Source organism: Fodinibius sediminis (assembly GCF_900182555.1).
GTDB classification, from domain to species: domain Bacteria; phylum Bacteroidota; class Rhodothermia; order Balneolales; family Balneolaceae; genus Fodinibius; species Fodinibius sediminis.
Window position 1 is genome coordinate 223,722 of the sequence record NZ_FXTH01000002.1, and the last position, 22,231, is coordinate 245,952.

14 protein-coding genes are annotated in these 22,231 nt (G+C 50.3%); 10 read left to right on the top strand and 4 right to left on the bottom strand.

Annotated elements, in window-relative coordinates:
• Positions 1–13: 13 nt before the first annotated feature.
• Positions 14–682 carry a deoxynucleoside kinase gene (locus FN808_RS03045; RefSeq protein WP_142713081.1) on the bottom strand — a complete coding sequence of 223 codons (669 nt, stop codon included), beginning with the start codon at positions 680–682 and terminating at the stop codon, positions 14–16.
• Between the two features lie 4 nt (positions 683–686).
• On the bottom strand, positions 687–1,973 hold the full coding sequence (locus FN808_RS03050) for a glucose-6-phosphate isomerase (RefSeq protein ID WP_142713082.1): 1,287 nt from the start codon (positions 1,971–1,973) through the stop codon (positions 687–689).
• A gap of 149 nt (positions 1,974–2,122) precedes the next feature.
• Between FN808_RS03050 and FN808_RS03055 the strand changes: the two genes are divergently transcribed.
• The 3 genes from FN808_RS03055 to FN808_RS03065 are packed head-to-tail and all read left to right on the top strand — an operon-like array spanning position 2,123 to position 6,274.
• Positions 2,123–3,142, top strand: a complete 1,020-nt coding sequence (locus FN808_RS03055) for a polyprenyl synthetase family protein (RefSeq protein WP_142713083.1) — start codon at positions 2,123–2,125, stop codon at positions 3,140–3,142.
• Positions 3,143–3,168: 26 nt separating this feature from the next.
• Entirely contained in the window at positions 3,169–3,954 is a 786-nt protein-coding gene (locus FN808_RS03060; protein WP_185958227.1) for a UDP-2,3-diacylglucosamine diphosphatase, read from the top strand.
• Positions 3,947–6,274 carry a penicillin-binding protein 1A gene (locus FN808_RS03065; RefSeq protein WP_142713085.1) on the top strand — a complete coding sequence of 776 codons (2,328 nt, stop codon included), beginning with the start codon at positions 3,947–3,949 and terminating at the stop codon, positions 6,272–6,274. Before FN808_RS03060 ends, FN808_RS03065 begins: the two co-directional genes overlap by 8 nt.
• Before the next feature lie 280 nt (positions 6,275–6,554).
• Here FN808_RS03065 and atpC read toward each other — a convergent pair whose 3' ends face one another.
• Positions 6,555–6,974: an ATP synthase F1 subunit epsilon gene (gene atpC, locus FN808_RS03070; protein ID WP_142713086.1), complete on the bottom strand. Its 420-nt coding sequence runs from the start codon at positions 6,972–6,974 to the stop codon at positions 6,555–6,557.
• 11 nt (positions 6,975–6,985) lie between these two features.
• Positions 6,986–8,485, bottom strand: a complete 1,500-nt coding sequence (atpD, locus tag FN808_RS03075) for a F0F1 ATP synthase subunit beta (protein ID WP_142713087.1) — start codon at positions 8,483–8,485, stop codon at positions 6,986–6,988.
• Between the two features lie 434 nt (positions 8,486–8,919).
• Here atpD and FN808_RS03080 point away from each other — a divergent pair, with 434 nt between their 5' ends.
• From FN808_RS03080 to lon, 7 genes are all read left to right on the top strand, one after another.
• Positions 8,920–9,768 (top strand): class I SAM-dependent methyltransferase, encoded by an 849-nt coding sequence (locus FN808_RS03080; protein WP_142713088.1) that lies wholly within the window; start codon positions 8,920–8,922, stop codon positions 9,766–9,768.
• Positions 9,769–9,801: 33 nt separating this feature from the next.
• Positions 9,802–11,124 carry an APC family permease gene (locus FN808_RS03085; RefSeq protein WP_142713089.1) on the top strand — a complete coding sequence of 441 codons (1,323 nt, stop codon included), beginning with the start codon at positions 9,802–9,804 and terminating at the stop codon, positions 11,122–11,124.
• Positions 11,125–11,339: 215 nt separating this feature from the next.
• Positions 11,340–12,659, top strand: coding sequence for a 16S rRNA (cytosine(967)-C(5))-methyltransferase RsmB (rsmB, locus tag FN808_RS03090; RefSeq protein WP_142713090.1), 1,320 nt, complete (start codon positions 11,340–11,342; stop codon positions 12,657–12,659).
• A gap of 178 nt (positions 12,660–12,837) precedes the next feature.
• Positions 12,838–15,531 (top strand): valine--tRNA ligase, encoded by a 2,694-nt coding sequence (locus FN808_RS03095; RefSeq protein ID WP_246068270.1) that lies wholly within the window; start codon positions 12,838–12,840, stop codon positions 15,529–15,531.
• Between the two features lie 89 nt (positions 15,532–15,620).
• A complete protein-coding gene (locus FN808_RS03100) occupies positions 15,621–17,888 on the top strand; it encodes an ATP-dependent helicase (RefSeq protein WP_142713091.1) in 2,268 nt (755 codons plus the stop codon).
• Positions 17,889–17,906: 18 nt separating this feature from the next.
• Positions 17,907–19,472, top strand: coding sequence for a DUF5723 family protein (locus tag FN808_RS03105; protein WP_142713092.1), 1,566 nt, complete (start codon positions 17,907–17,909; stop codon positions 19,470–19,472).
• Between the two features lie 158 nt (positions 19,473–19,630).
• Positions 19,631–22,165, top strand: coding sequence for an endopeptidase La (gene lon / locus FN808_RS03110; RefSeq protein WP_221929888.1), 2,535 nt, complete (start codon positions 19,631–19,633; stop codon positions 22,163–22,165).
• Positions 22,166–22,231 lie beyond the last annotated feature (66 nt).

Consider the following 22,231-nt stretch of genomic DNA (forward strand, 5'->3'; position numbering starts at 1 on the left):
GGTTTATCCGCAATCAATTAAACAACCCAAATAAACGTTGCTCCACGAGTTCTATTATGCGCCCCAAATCCTCGTCATTATTTACAAAGTCAAGATCATCGGTGTTGATGATCAGCTTTTCATGGGGATACCGTTCGATCCAGTCTTCATAAAGACGGTTCAAACGTTCCAAATATTCGATGCGGATGGTATTCTCGTAGTCACGTCCGCGCTGCTGAATCTGTTCCACGAGCGTGGGAACCTGCGCCCGGATGTAGATCAACAGATTCGGGGCCTGCAGGTAGTTGACCATCTCCTCGAAAAGCGCGTGATAGTTGTTAAAGTCACGGTCACTCATAAGGCCCATTTCGTGGAGATTTTTGGCAAAAATTTCCACGTCTTCATAAATAGTACGATCCTGAACGATACGCCCCTCCATCTCAAGCATTTTCTTCTGATGGCGAAACCGGCTGGAAAGGAAATAAATCTGAAGGTTAAAACTCCAGCGGCGCATATCCTCGTAAAAATCAGACAGATAGGGATTGTCATCCACCGACTCGTAGACGGGCTGCCATCCAAAGTGCCTGGCCAGCAGTCCCGTCAGTGACGACTTCCCCGCCCCGATGTTGCCGGCGATGGAAATAAATTTCAGCTCATCCCCGGATGAATGGTCTGTCAGTTCCTGATCGTTGTTTGAAGCCATACTTCTATTGCTTACCCAGTAATTGGTACATTTCCTTTTTGTAGAACTCAACGCCGGGCTGGTTGAATGGGTTCACGCCCAGGCAGTAGCAGTAGACGGCCGTCACAAGCTCGTATAGGTAGATAAATGCACCAAGATGCTGGGCATTGAGCTTTTCCATGGTCACTGCTATGCAGGGAACACCGCCTTCGTGATGGGCCGAGATAGTTCCCTCAAAAGCACGGCTGTTGATATCATGAAAGGAGCGTCCCTCCAGGTAATTCAGCCCGTCATGATTCGGCTTCTGCGCCTCAACCTTCAATCGACTGTTTCGCGATTCCACGCACAGAAAGGTTTCCATGATATTGCGTGTACCCTCCTGAATGAACTGGCCCAGGCTGTGCAGATCAGTCGAAAATGTTGCCTTTGCCGGAAACATCCCTTTGTGATCTTTGCCTTCACTTTCTCCCAGCAGCTGCTGCAGCCAGCCGCACAGGCCATGTAGTTCGGGTTCAAAGGTAGTAAAAATATCTATGGCTTTCCCCTGCTCATAAAGGGCATGCTTAACAGCGGCGTATGCAAGCAGCTGTTCGGCATTCTTTTCCAGCGATTCATATTTTGAAACCGCACCATAAAACAGGCTTCGAATATCAATGCCGGCCACAGCAATGGGAAGCAGCCCCACCGGGGTCAACACAGAAAATCGTCCCCCCACGTCGTCGGGAATGACGAACTTTTGATATCCATGCTCCTCTATAAGCTTGTTCAGAGCACCGCCCTCGGCACTGGTCGTGCAGATAATGCGGTCGTTCAACTCGTCATACTGATCTGCCATCCAGTTACGCAGCATGCGAAATGAAAGTGCCGTCTCCAGCGTTGTACCGGATTTGGAAATAACATTCAGATATACACTCTTGGCTTCCCCGTCGCTGTTGGGCGTGCCGAGATAGTCGATCAGCTCGGCCAGGTACTTTCCGCTCATATGGTGCCCCGCATAAAGTACCTCGGGACCCTCCTGCCCAAAAAAGGAAGTCAAGGCCTCGATCACGGCCCGCGCCCCCAGATATGACCCCCCGATACCGCACACAATAAAAACATCGGCATCATCGCGAATAGCGGACGCCAGGCCATCCAGCTGCTCCAGGATGGCATCATTGGGATCGGAAAGCAACGTGCGCCATCCCAGCCACTCGGCCCCCTCTCCATCCTTCTGCTGCACCTGCCTGAAGGCCTGTTTTGCCTTTTCATAACTGCTGTCGAACTCCTGGTCCGTTACAAAGGTGCGAGCACGACTTATTTCAACTTCGATCATAATAGATTAAAAATTTAGTAATTGGCTATTCATATTCTATATTTCCGTAGCAAAAAGGTATCGGAAATGACGGAAGTATAAAACCTGAATAATTATTAAATTTCAACTTTTATTTACCGCCTTAATATCAAGGTATACAATGTGGGTACATGATTGAAACGCAATTGAAAGAAGTCGCCTCCTTTAAAGGAAAAGACAAAAAAACGCTCCGGCAGATTACGCACCCGGTATCGGATGAGCTTTCCGAATTCCGCAATTTCTATAAAAAGGCATTGCGAACCGACGTGTTTGTGCTCGACCAGATTGTGCAATATCTGTTGCGACAGAAAGGAAAGGAGATCCGTCCTACCCTGGTGTTCATGTCGGCACGTCTTTTTGGCAATATTACCCAGCGAAGCTATGTGGCAGCCACAATGATTGAGCTGCTCCACACGGCAACGCTCATACACGATGATGTTGTTGACGATGCCGAAGTGCGGCGCGGCTTTCTGAGCATCAATAAAGTATGGAAAAACAAAGCCAGCGTGCTGCTGGGCGACTTCCTGCTCTCGAAGGGCCTGCTGATCGCCCTCGACTACGATGAATTCAAGCTCCTGAAAGTTCTCTCAAAAGCTGTCAAAAGCATGAGCGAGGGCGAGCTCAGACAATTCAAGGCCGCACGGCTCTTTAACATGGATGAGGAGTATTATTTCAAGGTTATTTCGGAAAAAACCGCCAGTCTTATTGCTGCATGTTGCGAGTGCGGGGCCATCTCTACTACGGATGACCCTGCCTATCATCAGAAAATGCACGATATCGGGATGTATACCGGCATCGCCTTTCAAATCCGCGATGACCTTTTTGACTACGGCGTGGGTGACATTGGCAAACCGAAACGCAACGACATCCGTGAGCGCAAGGTGACGCTCCCTTTCATCAAGGCCCTGGACAACGCTTCTGTGACGGAGACCATCCGTATCCGGTACCTGATGCGAAAACGTAACAAGAGCCAGTCCGATATCGACAACATTGTCTCTTTTGTACACGAGAAGGGAGGCATGGAATACGCACGCTCCATTATGGATGACTATGCCTCCAAAGCCCTCTCCAAGCTCTCCACGCTGCCGGAATCTGATGACCGGCAAGCCTTTGAAGATCTCATTGAATTTATTATCAGGCGGAAAAAATAGCGCTGCTATTGCAACGGATGGATGAATTGACCTTATCCCCCCCCATTTTATTTCTGTCGGATGCACATTTGGGTGGTTTTTCCGATGCCGAAAACAAGCGCATAGAATCGGATCTCATTCAGCTTATTGATTACTGCCGGCACCATGAGATCCGGATAGCTGTACTGGGCGACCTCTTTGACTACTGGATGGAATTCCCCGGCCATATCCCATCACTCGGGCGCCGGCTCCTTGACCGTTTCGAAGAATACAACAGGGCCCTGGGACCCACCTTCTATATCACCGGCAACCATGACAACTGGACTTTTGGCCATCTTGCCGACCGGGGATTCCGGGTAGTTTCGGAACAGGTCGAGCTGACAGTGGACGAAAAAAAAATTCTGCTGCTACACGGCGATGGCCTCGCTGATCCCCGGTTTGAGCTGCAGAGGCCTCTGGTACACCGCATCCTGCGCCACCCGCAATTCATCCGGCTCTACCGGAGCCTGTTCTCACCGGCATGGGCCCTGCGGCTGATGAAATCCTTCTCGAAATGGAACCGGAAGATCGGTTCTGACGAAGAGGATGGAGCCCCGCTCACCCGCTGGGCCAAACGCCAGCTGAAGAATTCCGAATATGATCTTGTCATATGCGGTCATGATCATATTCCACGCATGAAACAATTTGCCTTCGGAAGCTATATAAATTTGGGTACCTTTTACCAACACCGCACCATGGCTTACTACAATAATAGGTCCATCGACCTCGTTTCTTGGGATGCGGGGGCACAGATGCTGCAACTTTTTGATTCAACAAACACCATAGATGAGTAATTCAGATTTCGACAACGAGATGGATCGTTATTTCAACGATCCGGAGTATCGCAGACAAAAAGCCAACGGAGGTGATGAAGAACAAAAATCACCGTTCAACTGGGATCTTTTCGCCGGCAAAAACTACCATATGGACGAGATCTACAAGTGGTCAGGCATCGCCGGTGGCATCCTGATCATCCTCTTTACCGGTTTTTTGATTTATCTTTTTTCCGGCCTCCCCTCTATACAGGAGCTTGAAAATCCAAAAACGGCCATTGCTTCGGAGGTAAAGAGCCGTGATGGGGTGACGCTGGACCGCTTTTATACCGAGAACCGTTCCTATGTGCCCTATGAAGACATCTCTCCCCATGTAATAAATGCCCTTATTGCAACCGAGGATCACCGTTTCTACAATCACTGGGGCATCGATATGGTGCGCACACTTGCGGTACCCTGGCACCTCCTTAACGGGCGGGTGCAAGGGGGGTCCACTATCACCCAGCAGCTGGCCCGAAATCTCTACAAGAAGATCGGACGGGAATTCTCCATTGTCCGGAAACTGCGGGAGATGATTACCGCGGTAGAAATTGAAGACAACTATACCAAGCGCGAAATTATTGAGATGTACCTCAATACGGTTGAATTTCCCAACAGTGCCTTCGGTATACAATCGGCCGCAAGAACCCATTATGGCAAAGATGCCAAGGATCTCACCATTACGGAGGCGGCAACGCTCATCGGTTCGCTCAAAGGTGTTTACCTGTATAATCCCCGCATCAACCCCGAGAATGCCACCGCACGCCGCAATACGGTTATCCGGCAACTCAACAAACGGGCTTTTTTGAGTGATACCGCCTCCACGCAACTCCTGGAGAAACCCATTGCACTCGACTATCATCCACCTTCGAAAACAAGGCGGGAAAGCAAATATTTCGGGCAATATATACGCCAGCAGGTTGATGACTGGGCTGAGGAAAATGGGTATAATCTCGATACCGATGGACTCACCATCTACACCACCATCGACTCTCGCCTGCAGCGGTATGCCCAGCAAGCCGTCGAAACAAAACTTGATTCTATTCAGGCTGTTTTTGAGGATGAATGGACCTCTCCCAACGGGGAGTTTTTAGACATCCTCTGGAATCGCTACCCCAATTTCCTGGGCAGCCTGATTGAAGAAACGGATCGCTATAAAAACGGATTTTCAAAATACAATACAGACCAGCGATCGGTTGTCATGGACAAGCTCAAGGCGGATGAAGCGTTCGTCGATTCCGTCATGCGCGACCGGATGCGCCTGGAGGCCGGCTTTGTGGGAATAGATCCCCAGAACGGGCATATCCTGACCTGGATCGGGGGCTCCAACTATGGAAATGTGCAGTTCGACCATGTCTATCAGTCCAAGCGGCAAACGGGATCCACCTTCAAGCCGTTTGTTTACACGGTAGCCATTGACAACGGCTACAAACCGTATCACCGGTTTTCAAACGAACCCGCCAGCTTCAAACAGAAGAACGGAAATACCTGGAGTCTGCGTAACTTCGGCGGCGAAAGCGGCGGTAAGGTTCCCCTCAGGGAGGGCCTGGCCCGCAGCCTCAACAACGTAACCGTCGCCCTCCTTCCCGAACTCGCCGGCGCCCCGGGCACCAACCGACTGGAAGATCTCATACCAGCGGCCCGCAAAATCAAACAGATGGCCCAGAACATGGGTATTGATATGGAAGGAGTCAAACCCTATCCCTCCATTGCCCTTGGAACGGCCGAAGTAACCCTTCTTGACCTGGTAAGCGCCTATACCACCTTCGCCAATCAGGGCGTGCACATCGAGCCTATAGCCATTACTCGTATCGAAGACAAAGCCGGGAATGTGGTCAAAGAGTATCAGCCGGAATTTCAGCAGGAGGTGATTAGCCCCGAAACCGCCTATATCATGATCGACATGATGCGTGGAGTCATCAACGGCGGGGAAGACTATTACGGAACGGGCGTTCGGCTGCGCAACAGCTATCAGGTAAAACAGGATATCGCCGGCAAGACGGGAACCACGCAAAATGCAGCCGATACCTGGTTTGTGGGTGTTACCCCCCACATTGTTATGGGGGCATGGGTTGGAGGAGCCGACCGTCGTATTCGTTTTCCCGTGAACAGCAGGACGGGGCAGGGAGCCCGAACCGCTCTCCCCATGGTGGGCCAATTCATCAAGCTGGCTTCCAATGATCCGGAAGCGCCCTGGAGCTTTGAGCCCTTCGAGCCCCCCCCCGGTTTTGTTATGCCCGAGCGGAATAACAACTTTCAAAACAATGGCAACAATACCGGAACCGGTCGTATTGACTGGTAGTGGAACAGGGGCGAATTCATCTGATATGGGCTGATCTGAACCTGCAAGAAGCAGGGGCTGCCCGTTTCAACTGCCTCATAGCTGCTCTTGTTGCAGTAAAGGTATGCCATCCCCATCCTTGTCTGTATCCGTTTCAGCCGGTGCATTGACTCACAAACCATGCTATGGGCATTCTGCGGCCTCTCGGACCATCGCATGTCTGTCCCGCTCCAGTTACCACCATAAAAAAAGGCGACCTCCGGGAGAGATCGCCTTCGACAAATATCAGAACCTGAGGCCTTTACTGGGTAGATACCGATACATCGGCATAAAGCCTGATCCGGTTTTTAGCCCGTTCAAGTGCTTTCTGGGCCCGGTCCTTGTCAATACCCTCACCGCCAGACTCCAGGCGCTCAAGGGCGCGTTCCTTGGCCGCTTTCGCCCGATCAATATCGATTTCCCCGACCGGTTCAGCAGCTTCCGCCAGCAGGTTCAGCGTATTATCCACGACTTCTACAAAACCGCCGGTGATCGCAAAATGCTGTTCTTCACCAGCAGCCTTTCGAACCACCACCTCACCCACTTCAAGTGTTGATATGATGTTGGCGTGAAGCGTCTTCACCTCAAAGCTGCCCAGCGTACCCGGCAATTTAACGCCGGTTACCTCGTCATCAAAGAGTGAACCTTCAGGAGTTAGAATCTGTGCTTTGAAACTGTTCATATTCTATATCCTTATTCTGCAGCTTCTTTCTCTTCAGCCAAGAGCTTTTCGCCCTTCTCTTCAGCCTCCTCAATGGTACCTACCATGTAGAAGGCATTCTCAGGCAGATGATCGAGTTCACCGTCAAGAATTTTCTTAAAGCCCTTGACCGTATCTTCGATGTTGATATACTTACCGGGTTGTCCCGTAAACTGCTCAGCAACAAAGAACGGCTGACTCAGGAACCGCTGGATGCGACGGGCACGGGCGACGGTTGTCTTGTCTTCATCCGAAAGCTCATCCATACCAAGGATTGCGATAATATCCTGCAAGTCCTTGTATTTCTGAAGAATTTCGATAACCCGCTGTGCCGTTTGGTAATGCTTCTTACCCACAATATGAGGATCCAGAATTCGTGAAGAGGAATCCAGGGGATCTACAGCAGGATAAATACCGATCTGCGTCAGCGCTCGACTCAATACCGTGGTAGCGTCCAGGTGAGCAAAAGTCGTTGCCGGTGCGGGATCGGTCAAGTCATCCGCCGGTACGTAAACGGCCTGGACTGAAGTAATGGATCCTCCCTTTGTTGAGGTAATGCGCTCCTGCAAATCACCCATCTCGGTAGCCAGCGTGGGCTGGTAACCCACGGCCGACGGCATTCGTCCCAGCAGGGCCGATACCTCGGAACCTGCCTGTGTAAAGCGGAAAATGTTGTCAATGAAAAGCAGAATGTCGCGCGAAACTTCCTCGCGGAAATATTCGGCCAGCGTCAAACCGGAAAGTGCCACACGTGCACGCGCTCCCGGCGGCTCGTTCATCTGGCCAAAAACAAAAGTGGCCTTGGATTCCTTGAGCGCTTCCTTGTCAACTTTCTCAAGCTCCCAGTTGCCACTCTCAAAGGCTTCCTTGAAGGCTTCACCGTAATCAATAATATCAGCCTCAAGCATCTCACGAAGCAAGTCATTCCCCTCGCGGGTACGCTCGCCTACTCCGGCAAACACTGACAAACCACCATGTCCCTTGGCAATATTATTAATGAGCTCCTGAATAAGAACCGTTTTTCCTACTCCGGCACCACCGAACAATCCGGTTTTGCCCCCTTTGGCATAAGGACACAACAAGTCGATAACTTTGATACCCGTCTCAAGCATTTCGGTCGAGGTTGCCAGATCTTCAAAATCAGGGGCGGGCCGGTGGATGGGATATTTGCGGTCCCCTTTCGGCGCCTCAATGCCATCAATGGGCTCACCGACAACATTAAAGACACGTCCCCGGATATCTTCGCCAACTGGCATGGAAATCGGAGCACCCGTATCAACTACCTCTGTCTGCCTGACCAAACCATCAGTAGAATCCATGGCAATCGTACGAACACGGCTTTCTCCCAAGTGCTGGGCAACTTCCAGGTACAGTTTAGAATTATCTTCTCGTTCGATGTAGAGTGCGTTTAATACAGGTGGAATATCTCCCTGATCAAAGTCGACATCCACAACCGGACCAATAACCTGTGCAACGGTTCCTTTATTCATTATTTATAGTGGATTGTAATGAGTTAAGTATTGATAATTTCGTTTTGATGACAAAATCTTCCATGACTATGGAAGCGGCAAAATTAGCCTTTTTCCTGTGAAAATGAAAGTAATAAGCCAATTTATTTTCCTCCAGTGCAAAAATAATGGATGAATTTCACCGGACTTCCAACTGAAGATTCAAGCCTACCCATGGGGCTTCCGGGTCTATGCCACCACCGCATGTGTCTTCAGCAGGAAATATCTTATAACTGTTGCCAGGAAATTTGCCTATCTAATAATATTTTTACTAGCTTGTGAGCTACGAATCATTTTTTTACATCTACCAAGGAACACAGAAAAAGTAGAGGGAGTTATACTAACGGGCCAAAATACCTAAGCATGCTGCACCCTGGCAATCTAACTACATTTCTCATCCAACGAAACAGGTGATCATCATGGCAACATACCTTCATCAGTCAATACGATCGATAACCCGCAACATATGCCTTGCAGGGATTTTACTCATATATACCCTACCGCTGAGTGCACAGGACCTGGATGTGCCTTACGTACCCACCCCGAACGAGGTGGTGGAAAAAATGCTTGATCTTGCCGAGGTCCAGTCTGATGACTATGTAATAGACCTGGGATCCGGCGATGGACGTATTGTTATTGCAGCAGCCAAGCGTGGAGCCTCCGGCCATGGAATCGACCTGGACCCCAAACGTATTGCGGAGGCGCGGAAAAATGCAACCATGGCTGAGGTAGATGACAAAGTCATGTTCAAACAGCAGGATATCTTTGAAACCGACTTTCGGGAGGCCTCCGTCATAACGATGTACCTGCTTCCTTCAGTCAATAAAAAGCTGCGTCCCCGCCTCCTCGATGAGCTGCGTCCCGGCACTCGCCTGGTGTCGCACAGCTTCGATATGGGCGATTGGGAACCCGACCAGGAAGTAACGCTTTCATCAGAAAGCAGCAACCGAACGCACAGCATTTTTTACTGGGTCGTCCCGGCCAAAGTGGATGGGAGCTGGCAGTGGTCGGCCGAGAACACCACCTTCAATATGAACATCGATCAAAAATATCAAGAGATCATCGTATCCCTGAAGGATGAAAACGGGACTTCCTACGATATTCAGGATAAGAAGCTCGAAGGAGAACGTATCACGTTCCAGGCTCTCAACGGCAACGAACGCTTTGTATACAGCGGGCGCATAAGCGGTGATAACATCGAGGGAACGATGCAACATCATTCCACCAACGACAAAACCGTCTCTGACTGGTCTGCTACGCGGCAGTAGCCTCCAGCCACAGCAAATTTAACAGCCTTATATATGCAAGACAGCGACCCGGGACAGCCGAGGCAGATCTTCAATAATCTGAGTGCGGCTGCAGTCGTTATCGGCATTGTTGTGGGCATCGGCATATTCCGCCTGCCCTCCATGGTTGCCCAGAATGCATCCTCTGAGTTGCATTACCTCGGGTTCTGGCTTGCCGGGGGTATTATCTCGATACTCGGGGCCCTCTGTTATGCCGAGCTGGCTTCCGCCAAACCGGACGCCGGAGGGGAGTATCATTTCCTGACCGAGGCGTATGGCCCGGCCATGGGATTTCTCTTTTCATGGGGACGAATGTCGGTCATTCAAACCGGCTCTATCGCTCTTGCCGCCTTCATCCTGGGCGACTATGCGGCCACTATATATTCCCTCGGGCCACAGAGTTCCGCTATCTATGCAGCTATTACGGTTATCACCCTGACCGGGCTCAACATCTGGGGTACCCAGCCATCCAAGAATGTCCAAAACCTACTGTCGTCACTTATCGTCATCGTTCTTCTTGCAGCGGGTATCTCCGGGCTGATCGAAGAGCCGATGGCCTGGGGCAACAGCAACTCGGGAGGTGTCAACACCTCGGCCGGTGCCGCTATGATCTTTGTCCTGCTGACCTACGGGGGATGGAATGAGGGCGTATATCTTTCTGCTGAGCTCAAGGAGGTACGCCAAAACATCAGCCGGGTACTGCTCCTGGCCCTCGCGACCATCACTGTTTTATACCTGCTCATTAACGTCGCCTACGTGCAGGTACTGGGAATGGAGACCCTTCGAAATTCTGCCACCATCGGCGTCACACTCAGTGACCGCATCGTGGGTTCGGGCGGAGCCTACATAATGGCACTCTTTGTCATCATCTCAGCCTTGTCTACTGCCAATGCAACCATTATTACCGGAGCCCGAACCAACTACGCACAGGGGCGCGATTTCCCTCTTCTTGGATTTCTGGGTCGATGGAATACAACAGCCAACGCTCCCGTTAATGCCCTCCTGTTACAGGGCGGAATTGCCCTGGCCCTGGTGGGGCTGGGAAGCTTTACCCAGGAAGCCGTCTCTACCATGGTGGATTATACTGCACCCGTATTCTGGTTTTTTATCCTTCTCACCACGGCCTCCCTGTTCATTTTCCGTCAGCGGACGGATGCCAGCTACAACCCGGGTTTTCATGTACCTTTCTACCCCCTGACCCCCATCCTCTTTATGCTTGTCTGCCTCTATCTTCTCTATTCAAGCGTAGTTTTTACCGGCGCCGGGGCCCTCATCGGCATTGGAATACTGCTGCTCGGATTGCCGGTTTATGCCCTGGCCAGGAAGAGAACAGCATAGCGAGCAGCTATGTTATTACCGGATCGACCGAATTTCATGATTCTTCATTAGCAACTCCCCTCCTAAAACTGTATTTTTTGCAACCTTGGTTGTCCATTTATTTTTGAATTATATGGCTGCATTTTAAGAATGGCCCCCGGTATCGGCAGCAACGCATTCGTCAGTTATGGTCAGCTAAGATCACCAGAAAGTTTAACCTAAAATTGGATATTGCATTGGATACTGAAGCATCTGCTCGTTCTGTCAGCGTAGAAATATTAATTGATTTTGATGAAAATAATGTCCTGGATTATTCAGCTGCCAATCAGCTTGATGCACGAGGCCGTGCTGAAGTACGTGAATATGTGCAAAACATTCTCAGACGCCGCTCCTACCTCGATTTCCTGATCGATGAGTTTTCAAATGTCAAAATCGTGGAGATGAAGTCCAGTTTAAAAAATATTCTCCGGCTGGGCATCTATGATATGATTTTCATGGACAGCACTCCCGATTATGCGGCCATTAATGAGTCTGTTGAAATTGCCAAGCTTAAACTTGGCTCCCGTACAGGTGATCTTACCAATGCCATCATGCGCAACCTGCAGCGCGATATCAATAATCTGCCCAAGCCATCTTTTGAAGATCGCACCAAGCTGGTGGCCACCACATTTTCACATCCGGAATGGCTGGTGAAGCGATGGACGAAGCGTTTTGGCGAACGCGAAGCTTTTCAGCTGATGCAGGCCAACAACCAGCGCCCCAATTATTACATACGAGCAAATAATCTGCGTACCAAGACCAAAAACTTCCGCCTCCGCATGACCAAGCATGGTATCACTTTTACGGAGAGCGACTGGCTGCCCGGATATTTCCAGGTAGACAGTGTGGCTCCCTTTATCAGCAAAGGCTGGCTAGACAAGGGCTTTTGCCAGGTTCAGGATATTGCTGCCGGCTTTGCTCCCTTCCTGCTCCACCCCCAGCCGGGCGAAAACATTTATGACCTCTGTGCCGCACCGGGCACAAAAAGTATCTTGATGGCTGACCTTATGAACGCCGAAGGCAGTATCCTGGCCGTCGACATCTCTTCTGAGCGACTGGACAAGCTGGCTGAAAGTGCCCTCTCCTACCATGCGGAAAATATCCGGGTACGTCGTGCCGACGTAACGGAACTAACGCTGGAAGAGGCCGACGGCGTGCTTCTGGACGCTCCATGTACCGGAACCGGCGTGCTAAGCAAACGGGCCGACCTTCGCTGGCGTCGAGACGAGGAAAGCCTAAAGAATGCTGTCGAACTGCAGAAAAAGCTTCTGGATTCGGCTGCCAGGATGGTCAAGAAAGGAGGACGCCTGGTCTACAGTACCTGCTCACTGGAAGAAGAAGAGAATATGGATCAGGTTATGAACTTCCTTGACCGGCATGAGAATTTCGAGCTTCAGACAGTAGAGGGATATGTGCCTGACGAAGTCATGGTGGATGGCGGATTTGGCTACCAGACCTTCCCCCACAAACATCAGTGCGATGGTCATTTTGGGGTGTTATTGAAAAGAGTAAACTAACCCTCTTTGTCATTGGTAATCTAGCAGCTCGAACATCGTGGCCCGGCGCCCGTCCTGTTCGAGCTGTACCATCTTATAAGAAGAGCGATTTCATAAATCACTCAACATCTTCTCTCCTTTTTCTTATCTTCCTTTTCTAAAATCGAAACCTGTTTAACACCTAACATATTTCCTCATTTTGAGTACTTCAGTATCCCAAACAAGCATTCCAAAGCATTTTGATCCCGCCAGCGTTGAAGAGAAATGGTATCGTTTCTGGGAGGAAAACGGTTTTTTTCATTCCGAACCTGATGACAGAGAATCCTATACCGTCGTGATTCCACCGCCCAACGTCACGGGAGTGCTTCATATGGGACACATGCTCAACAATACCATTCAGGACGTGCTGGTTCGTCGTGCACGCATGCTCGGGAAGAATGCCTGCTGGGTGCCCGGAACCGACCACGCCTCCATTGCCACGGAGGCCAAAGTGGTGCAGAAGCTACGGAAAGAAGGCATCACCAAAGCGGATCTCACGCGTGAAGAGTTTCTGGAGCACGCCTGGGAGTGGACCGATGAGCACGGCGGAATCATCCTGCAGCAGCTTCGGAAATTAGGGGCCTCTTGCGACTGGGAGCGTACCCGTTTTACCCTGGAGGATGACCTCTATGAGTCTGTTATTGACTGTTTTATCGAACTCTACGACCGGGGGTATATCTACCGCGGCAAGCGTATGATCAACTGGGATCCTGAAGCACAAACAGCCCTCTCCGATGAAGAAGTGATCCACCGGGAAGAACAGTCAAAGCTGTACCATGTACGTTATAGAATTAAGAACAGCGCGGAGTGGGTTACCATTGCTACCACGCGTCCCGAGACCATTCTGGCGGATACGGCCGTCTGTGTTCATCCCGAGGATGAACGCTACCAAAACCTCATAGGCAAGACCGCCATCATCCCCATTGTAGAGCGGGAGGTGCCTGTCATTGCGGATGAGTATGTGGACATGGAATATGGAACGGGCTGCCTGAAAATCACACCGGCTCACGACGAAAATGACTATCAGATCGGGCAGAAGCACGATCTTGAAATTATTGACATGCTGAATCCTGACGGCACTTTGAGTGAGGCGGCAGAACACTATATCGGCAGCGACCGGTTTGAGGCACGGCAGCGGATCATCGATGAACTTGAAGAACGGGAACAGCTGGTTGACACAGAAAAGATAAACAACAAAATAGGTTATTCAGAGCGAACGGATGCGGTCATCGAACCCCGCCTGTCACTTCAGTGGTTTTGCAGGATGGACGAACTCTCCAGGCCGGCTCATGAGAATGTAATGAACGACAACATCCAGTTCCACCCGGCAAAGTTTAAAAACTCATACAACCACTGGATGGAAAACATCCGGGACTGGTGCATTTCAAGACAGCTGTGGTGGGGACAGCGCATTCCAGCCTGGTACTACGGCCACGGAAAGGATGATTATGTTATTGCCAAAACCGAAAATGAAGCGCTCGAGAAAGCCCGGGAAAAATCTGGCACTCCCTCCCTGGGCCGCGACGATATCCGCCAGGATGAGGATGTACTCGACACCTGGTTTTCCTCCTGGCTGTGGCCCATAACAGTCTTTGATGGTATCAAGGATCCCGACAACGAAGAGATCAACTACTACTACCCTACCGATGATTTGGTAACAGCCCCCGAGATTATGTTTTTCTGGGTGGCCCGCATGATCATCGCCGGCTATGAATTCCGCAATGAAAAACCATTCAGTAACGTTTACTATACAGGCATTGTCCGTGACAGCCAGCGGCGGAAAATGTCAAAGTCACTGGGAAACTCCCCGGACCCCATCAAGCTGATGGAACAATACGGGGCGGACGGAGTGCGGGCAGGCATGCTTTTTTCCTCTCCCGCAGGCAATGACTTACTCTTTGAGGAACAGCTCTGTGAACAGGGCCGGAATTTTGCCAACAAGATCTGGAATGCTTTTCGCTTCCTTTCCATGAATAAAAAGGAAGAGACAGACTACAGTCCCGAGCTCCGTATTGATGAGTCGAACCTTGTTGACCGGTGGATGTTCTCCCGGCTGCACGAAACCATTGATGCCATCAATAACGATATGGAGTCGTTTCGCATCAATGAAGCACTGCATAAAATTTATTCACTGATCTGGGACGACTTCTGCGACTGGTATATTGAGCTTATCAAGGCGGATGAGCGGGGCGCTAAAATTCCCGCAGACCGGCTGGCAAGGGGACTGAACTTCTTCGAGCAGCTTATGAAACTGCTTCATCCTTTTATGCCGTTTATAACCGAGGAGATATGGCAGCATATTCGTCCCAGAGAAACCGGGGAAGCAATGATCGTTGCCTCCTGGCCGCAATTTGATAGCACTGCGGTATCAGAAGATGACCAGGCCCTCTTCGGCACTATCCAGCGGATCATTTCCGCTGTACGGAATATCCGCGCTGAATTCAAAATGAGTCCCAACGATGAGATTGAGCTGCTAATCAACGCTAAAGATAAACAGACGGAAGAGGCATTCCGCCAAAATAGCTGGATCTTTGAGAAACTGCAGACTATCGCACGTTTCGAGGTGAAAGCGGGCTTGAGCAAACCCGGCACCTCCGCTTCAGCCGTGGTAGAAGGTTCTGAAATTTTTGTGCCTCTTGAAGGCTTCGTGGATATCGAGAAAGAACGGGAACGCATCCAAAAGGAAATTAACCGGCTGGAAGGCTTCTTGAAATCAGTTGAAGGAAAGCTCAGCAACGAGGGTTTTATCAATAATGCCCCCGAGGCGGTGGTTCAGCGCGAACAGAACAAGAAACAGGATACAGAGACAAACCTTGAAAAGCTGCGCGGTATTCTATCAGAACTCACCGCATAGCATAGGGCGGGGCGGCGAATACCGCATCTCCCGCTCGGGAAGCTGCCCTCTGTTTGATTCACATATAAAAATATTTTTACAGTTAGCATATGCCTCGAGAACCCGAATTTATTCACGACCTGAATGATGAACAGCAACGTGCCGTTCGGCATACTAATGGTCCCCTGTTAATTGTTGCCGGGGCCGGAAGTGGAAAAACACGGGTATTAACCTACCGTATTGCCTACCTCATTCAACAGCAGAAGGCCTCCCCCAACGAGATCCTGGCCTTGACGTTTACCAACAAGGCAGCCAAGGAGATGAAAGAACGCATCAAGCAGCTCATTGGCGATGAAGCCCGGCGCCTCTGGATGGGAACATTCCACTCCGTCTTTTCCAAGATACTGCGTTTTGAGGCTGAAAAAATCGGCTTTACCTCTAATTATTCCATTTACGATACGGATGATTCCAAAAATGCCATCAAGCAGCTGCTGCGGGAAAATAACTATGACCCGAAGGAGATCCGCCCGCGAACCATTCAGCGCCTGATCAGCGATGCCAAGAATGAGCTGATCCACCCGGACCATTACCAGGAGAAATTTGTTCACAGCACCCTGGATGACATCACGGCAAAAATCTACGGACAATATGTTGAGCGGCTGAAGCATAACAATGCCATGGATTTTGATGACCTGCTCATCAAACCCATCGAACTGTTTCAAAAGCATGAAGAGGTCCTTGAAAAGTACCAGGATCGGTTCAAGTATATCCTGATTGATGAGTACCAGGATACCAATCACGCGCAGTACAAGGTAACCAACATGCTTGCAAGTAAATACCAGAATCTGTGTGTTGTGGGCGATGACGCCCAGAGTATCTATTCGTTCCGCGGAGCCGATATCCGCAATATTCTTGATTTTAAAAATGATTATGAAGATGCCGTAGAGATCCCGCTCGAACAAAACTACCGTTCTACCAAGGCTATTTTGAAAGCTGCGGACTCTATCATCAAGCGGAACAAAAGTCAGCTTGACAAAACGCTCTGGACCGACAACGACATGGGTGATACCATCACCATGCTCGACAACTATGACGAGCGTGACGAGGCCAACCGGGTGGCCAACTATATCAAGGAACTGAAGGCCCGCAAGGGATATGATTACAACGACTTCGCCGTTCTGTATCGAACAAACTACCAGAGTCGCGTCTACGAGGAGACTTTTCGCCGCAAAGGAGTTCCCTACCAGCTGGTGGGCGGACTTTCGTTCTATCAACGCAAGGAAATCAAGGATATCCTGGCGTATTTGACGCTTCTCATCAATCCGGACGACGACACCAATCTCGTCCGCATCATCAATGAGCCCTCGAGGGGGATTGGCAACAAGTCGCTGCATGATCTCATGGCCCAGGCTCGGGCTAAAAATCAGTCGCTGTGGCGCATCCTGGAAAATGTGGAAGCCATAGACCTCTACAAGCCCGCTGAAAACAGCGTTAAGAAGTTTGTGTCGATGATCAACGAGCTGAAACGGGATATGGAGAACGGAAAACGGCTCGTGGATATCACGAAAAAACTGTTGGAAAAGTCGGGATACATGAAAGCGCTGGTCGAGGAAAATTCCCCCAAGTCGATGTCGCGCCGTGAAAACATCCTGGAGCTTGAAAACGCGATCTCCTATTTCGAAAAAAATAATACCAATCCATCGCTGAGCTCTTTTCTTCAGGAGATCAGTCTCATTACCGATACTGACAAATACGATGAAGATAAGCCAGCCGTAACCATGATGACGGTGCATGCAGCCAAAGGACTGGAGTTTCCGGCCGTCTTTGTGGTAGGGTTGGAAGAGGAACTTTTCCCCGTCGGGAGTAGGGATAATGAAGAGGTCAATATTGAGGAGGAGCGCCGTCTCTTTTATGTGGCCATTACACGGGCCGAGGAAGTGCTCTTTTTCAGTCACTGCCGCAGCCGTTACAAATACGGGGAAGAACAGCGGAAGCGTCGCTCACGTTTTTTGGACGAGGTGAGTCCCGATGTTGTACGGACTGAAACAGGCGCCTCCATTAAGCAGAATAAGAAGAAGCTGGGCCAGAGCAATCAAACCAATCACAACTCTTCAGGCACCACGATAGAGTACGACTGGAAAAAACCTCTTTACCAGAAAAACAACCGGTCTTCGAACAATACTCAAATTCACTACGACAATCCCGATGAAGATCCGTTCCAGGTAGGAGCTAAAGTGGAACATAATATTTTCGGTCCCGGTAAAATAATTAGCCGGAGTGGGCAAGGTGAACGCACCAAAGTCGTTATCTATTTTACAGAGCGGAAGCAGCGCAAAACCCTGATGCTGCGGGTAGCCAAACTCCGTGTAGTCGGTTAGTATAAAACAGATCATCCATTGACAAAGGAACACCTTATTTCATCACATAAAGAGACACGGGCTTGGCTGTCGGCCTTCACCTTTCTGGTACTTGCACTGAGCACCCGGCTCGTCTGTGCCCAGCCGGCCATCACCGCCGAAAGCATTGGGCTGGGCGGAGGTGGAACGGCATACCTGAACGGACCCGAAACCACCTTTTGGAATCCGGCCAACCTGATGATTTCCGACCGTCCCGGCAACTTCCACATTGGAATTGGTCAAAGTGCACTCCAGTACAAACCTGTTCTCGCTGGCCGTTCATTACAGCATCAGCTATCAAATTTCATCGACGGCTACCAGCCCTACGAACGTAAAGCAGTCCGCATAAGCCCCTGGAAGCAAAACCGTATTCTCAATACCCATTTCCCTGACCATACACTCCGATCGCAGAACAGTCAACGGGCCGACATGGTCCTTGCGGGGGCCCTTTGGCAGCGGAAAGACTATGCCCTCTCCATCGCCTTGCGTGCCCGCTATGCTTCGATGACCACCACGGGACGCGGCTGGTACGACGACCGGTTTATTGAACAGAACGATCGCCAGGTTCGAGATTTTACACTGTCGCAGCGTCGCAGCGAATTTTATGAGCTTGCCGTGGGTTATGCCCAGGAGTTTACCTTTATCAATGGACTGATTCCACGACTGAACAAGCTCTATATCGGCATTTCTCCCAAAATCATCCTTGCCGGTCCCACCTTTCAGGCCGACTATAAGGCGCAATACCTGCGCGAAGATAAACCGGGCATCCGTCATACCTTTATTTCCGATTTCAAGCTGCATAGCTCCGGCAATTTCAGCAGGTTAATATCCGACTACCTGCAGGTACAGAATCCCCGCGACGCTGTCCGCCAAAACCTCAGCTGGGATTATCAATTCCAGCCAACGGGTTACGGTGTCGGTTTTGACTTTGGTTTCAACTATGTAATACCCCTGAATGGCAATTCCCCAGCCAGTGCTGGCTCCACAAGCCGCCCTCCCCTCCACAAGTCGCTGCGGTTGGCCTTCTCACTGAACGATATAGGTGCCATCCGGTATTATGATCAGCCCCTGGCCCTATCTTCTCCCGCTGACACCGCACATGCTGATCTTCAGGCATCGAGCAACACCATTTTTGTGGGAACGGGCGGCCAGTATATCAACCACCTCCACCAGGCGAAACTGCTTCCCAATCCCCTGCTTGCTGCGCCTCAGCGATCCGAAAACAATTACACATCTCTTCTTCCCACATCTTTGAATGCGGGGCTGCTACTCGATCTTTCACAGTTGCGGTTCATGGGAGACATTAGCCTCGGCCTTAACAATTCCGCGTTTACGAAGTCTGGACTATCCGCACAGCTGGGGGCCGAATTCCGTCCCGTTCAGCAGGTTCCCATTCGCCTGGGAACCCGTTTTGCTGCTGAACAGCCTTTTCAGATGGGCTTTGGAACCGGCATAGAAACAGAGCACTGGGATTTTGCGATCAGCGCTCGGGCCCTGTTTTACCGGGAATCTTCCCAGACAACCATCGGGAGCGGAGCTTTTGGCGGACTCCAGCTTCACTTTTAGCACATATTACTGCCAAGCTGTCAATTAAGACTCCATATTCTGCAACATTTTGTTATTTTGCCAGTAAGCATGACTAATTGGTAGGCAGAATGACCTTGGCTCCTTATTTGCATCTTACGTATCATAAAATATGAACCATTTACTAAATTATTGCTTACATGAAGGATATGTTCAAGAATATTATGAACTTTGAGGATATCGACGATCAACTGGAAGATTTTGAGCAAGCAATACCTTTGATGTCCGAGGAGGAAGAGAAGGCACTTACGGAGTCTGAGATTCCCGATGAGCTGCCGTTACTTCCGCTTAAAAACACGGTTCTTTTCCCGGGCGTGGTCGTTCCTATTACCGTAGGCCGCGACCGTTCCCTTGAGCTTGTCAAGGAAGCTTATGAATCTGATAAAACCATCGGGGTTGTCAGTCAGAAAGACGAAGAAGATGAAAACCCCAGTCCAAAGGACCTTTACGAGGTCGGAACAGTGGCCCAGATCCTTAAGCTCATTAAAATGCCCGATGGCAGCAAAAGCATTGTGATCCAGGGCAAGACCACCTTCAAGGTGGACGAATTCCTACAAGAGGAACCCTATTTCAAGGCCAGGGTGAGCCCCTATCGTCAGGAAATGGACCTTGAAGGCGTCGAACTGGACGCCTCTATCCGTTCGGTTAAAGAAACGGCGTCAAAGATCGTTAACCTGTCGCCCAATATCCCTTCGGAAGCGTCCATTGCCATCAATAACATAAGCAGTCCCATTTTCCTGCTGAACTTCATCTCCTCCAACCTGAATGTATCCACAGCGGATAAGCAGGAAGTGCTGGAGATTCGCACCTTCTCCACGCGCATGGAGCGTGTCATGGAATTCCTTAACAAAGAACTTCAGGTGCTGAACCTGAGCGAGGAGATCCGTACCAAGGTAAAATCCGATATCGATGACCAGCAGCGCGATTTTTACCTGCGCCAGCAGATGAAAGCAATTCAGGAGGCGCTTGGCGAAGACGGAGAGCACCAGGAGGTAGAAAAGCTGCGCAAGCGTGCCAAAGAAAAGAACCTACCGGAAGAGGCCCAGGAAACCGTCGATAAAGAAATCACCCGGCTGGAACGCACCCCCAATTCATCACCGAACTACGGGGTCATTCACAGCTATATCGAGTGGATTCTGGACCTGCCGTGGGATCGTTATTCCGAAGACAACCTTGACCTGGAAAATGCCCAGAAGGTTTTGGATGAAGATCACTATGGTCTGGACAAGGTGAAAAAACGTATCATTGAATATCTGGCCGTACTCAAGCTGAAAAGTGATATGAAGGCGCCCATCCTTTGCTTCTACGGTCCTCCGGGCGTGGGTAAGACCTCGCTTGGAAAATCAATTGCCCGTGCGCTGAACAGAAAATTCGACCGTTTTAGCCTAGGCGGCATTCATGACGAAGCAGAAATACGAGGACACCGACGCACCTACATTGGAGCCCTGCCCGGACGCATACTGCGATCTATGAAAAAGGCAGAGACGGCTAATCCCGTCATAATGCTCGATGAAATTGACAAAGTTGGCTCAGACTACCGCGGGGATCCCACCTCGGCACTGCTTGAGGTCCTCGACCCTGAGCAGAATGACAGCTTCACCGACAACTATCTCGAACTGGAGTACGACCTTTCGAAGGTACTGTTTATTGCTACGGCAAACTCGCTGGATACCATTCCCGCTCCCCTGCGCGACCGTATGGAAATTATCAATATCAGCGGTTATACCCTGCAGGAGAAGTCCCAGATTGCCAAGGAACATCTCATTCCCAAGCAGATTAAAGAGAATGGACTGACTGAAGATAAGATTAAGATTACCCACCAGGGCCTTGAGAAAATCATCGAACAATATACCCGTGAATCGGGGGTCCGCTCCCTCGAACGCCAGATAGGATCGGTCTGTCGTGGGGTCGCAGCCAAAATAGCCAAAGGCGATGAAGGGCCGCATACCGTGGGAGTCAATGAACTCCAGGAGTATCTGGGCAAGCGCAAATACTTCTCTGAGGTTGCTGAACGAACCAAGGTCCCCGGTGTAGCAACAGGACTGGCGTGGACGCCTTATGGAGGCGATATACTCTTCATTGAGGCCAGCGTTTCCAAGGGAAGCGGAAAACTGCATATTACAGGACAGCTCGGTGATGTGATGAAAGAATCAGCCATGCTGGCAATGTCTTACCTGAAGGCTCATTCCGAGGAGCTGAATATTCCCGAAGAGGCGTTCAAGTACTGGGATCTGCATATTCACGTACCCAAAGGCGCTGTGCCCAAGGATGGTCCTTCGGCCGGGGTATCGATCTTTTCGGCTGTGGCATCCATCTTTACCCAGCGCAAGGTCAAAGGTACGCTGGCTATGACCGGCGAAATCACCCTTCGCGGACTCGTATTGCCGGTGGGCGGTATCAAGGAAAAAGTGCTCGCTGCGAAACGAGCCGGTATTCAGAAGGTATTGCTGCCTCAGAAGAATGAAAAAGATGTGGAAGAGATAGACAAGGAAGTTATGGGTGACCTGGAAGTTCAATACCTGGAGCGGATGGATCCACTGCTGGATATTGTTCTGGAAAAGGAATCCGTTGCTGACCCGGCTGAACGGTTCAAAGTCAGCGAGGAATATAAATCGCAGAATGGTAAAAATTCCAAGAAAAGCGATTCCACCGAAGAGACCACTTTAATGGAATAAGGAACATGCGCCTCTGTTTTTCTGCATGTACAAGTCACCTCGATTTATCGGGGTGACTTTTTTATG

What these genes read in the sequence shown, in the direction of transcription:
- FN808_RS03055 (WP_142713083.1), top strand. Translation starts at nt 2,123, where the DNA reads ATGATTGAAACGCAATTGAAAGAAGTCGCCTCCTTTAAAGGAAAAGAC.
- FN808_RS03100 (WP_142713091.1), top strand. Translation starts at nt 15,621, where the DNA reads ATGCCTCGAGAACCCGAATTTATTCACGACCTGAATGATGAACAGCAA.
- atpC (WP_142713086.1), bottom strand. Translation starts at nt 6,974, where the DNA reads ATGAACAGTTTCAAAGCACAGATTCTAACTCCTGAAGGTTCACTCTTT.
- FN808_RS03050 (WP_142713082.1), bottom strand. Translation starts at nt 1,973, where the DNA reads ATGATCGAAGTTGAAATAAGTCGTGCTCGCACCTTTGTAACGGACCAG.
- FN808_RS03080 (WP_142713088.1), top strand. Translation starts at nt 8,920, where the DNA reads ATGGCAACATACCTTCATCAGTCAATACGATCGATAACCCGCAACATA.
- FN808_RS03085 (WP_142713089.1), top strand. Translation starts at nt 9,802, where the DNA reads ATGCAAGACAGCGACCCGGGACAGCCGAGGCAGATCTTCAATAATCTG.
- lon (WP_221929888.1), top strand. Translation starts at nt 19,631, where the DNA reads ATGAAGGATATGTTCAAGAATATTATGAACTTTGAGGATATCGACGAT.
- FN808_RS03045 (WP_142713081.1), bottom strand. Translation starts at nt 682, where the DNA reads ATGGCTTCAAACAACGATCAGGAACTGACAGACCATTCATCCGGGGAT.
- FN808_RS03065 (WP_142713085.1), top strand. Translation starts at nt 3,947, where the DNA reads ATGAGTAATTCAGATTTCGACAACGAGATGGATCGTTATTTCAACGAT.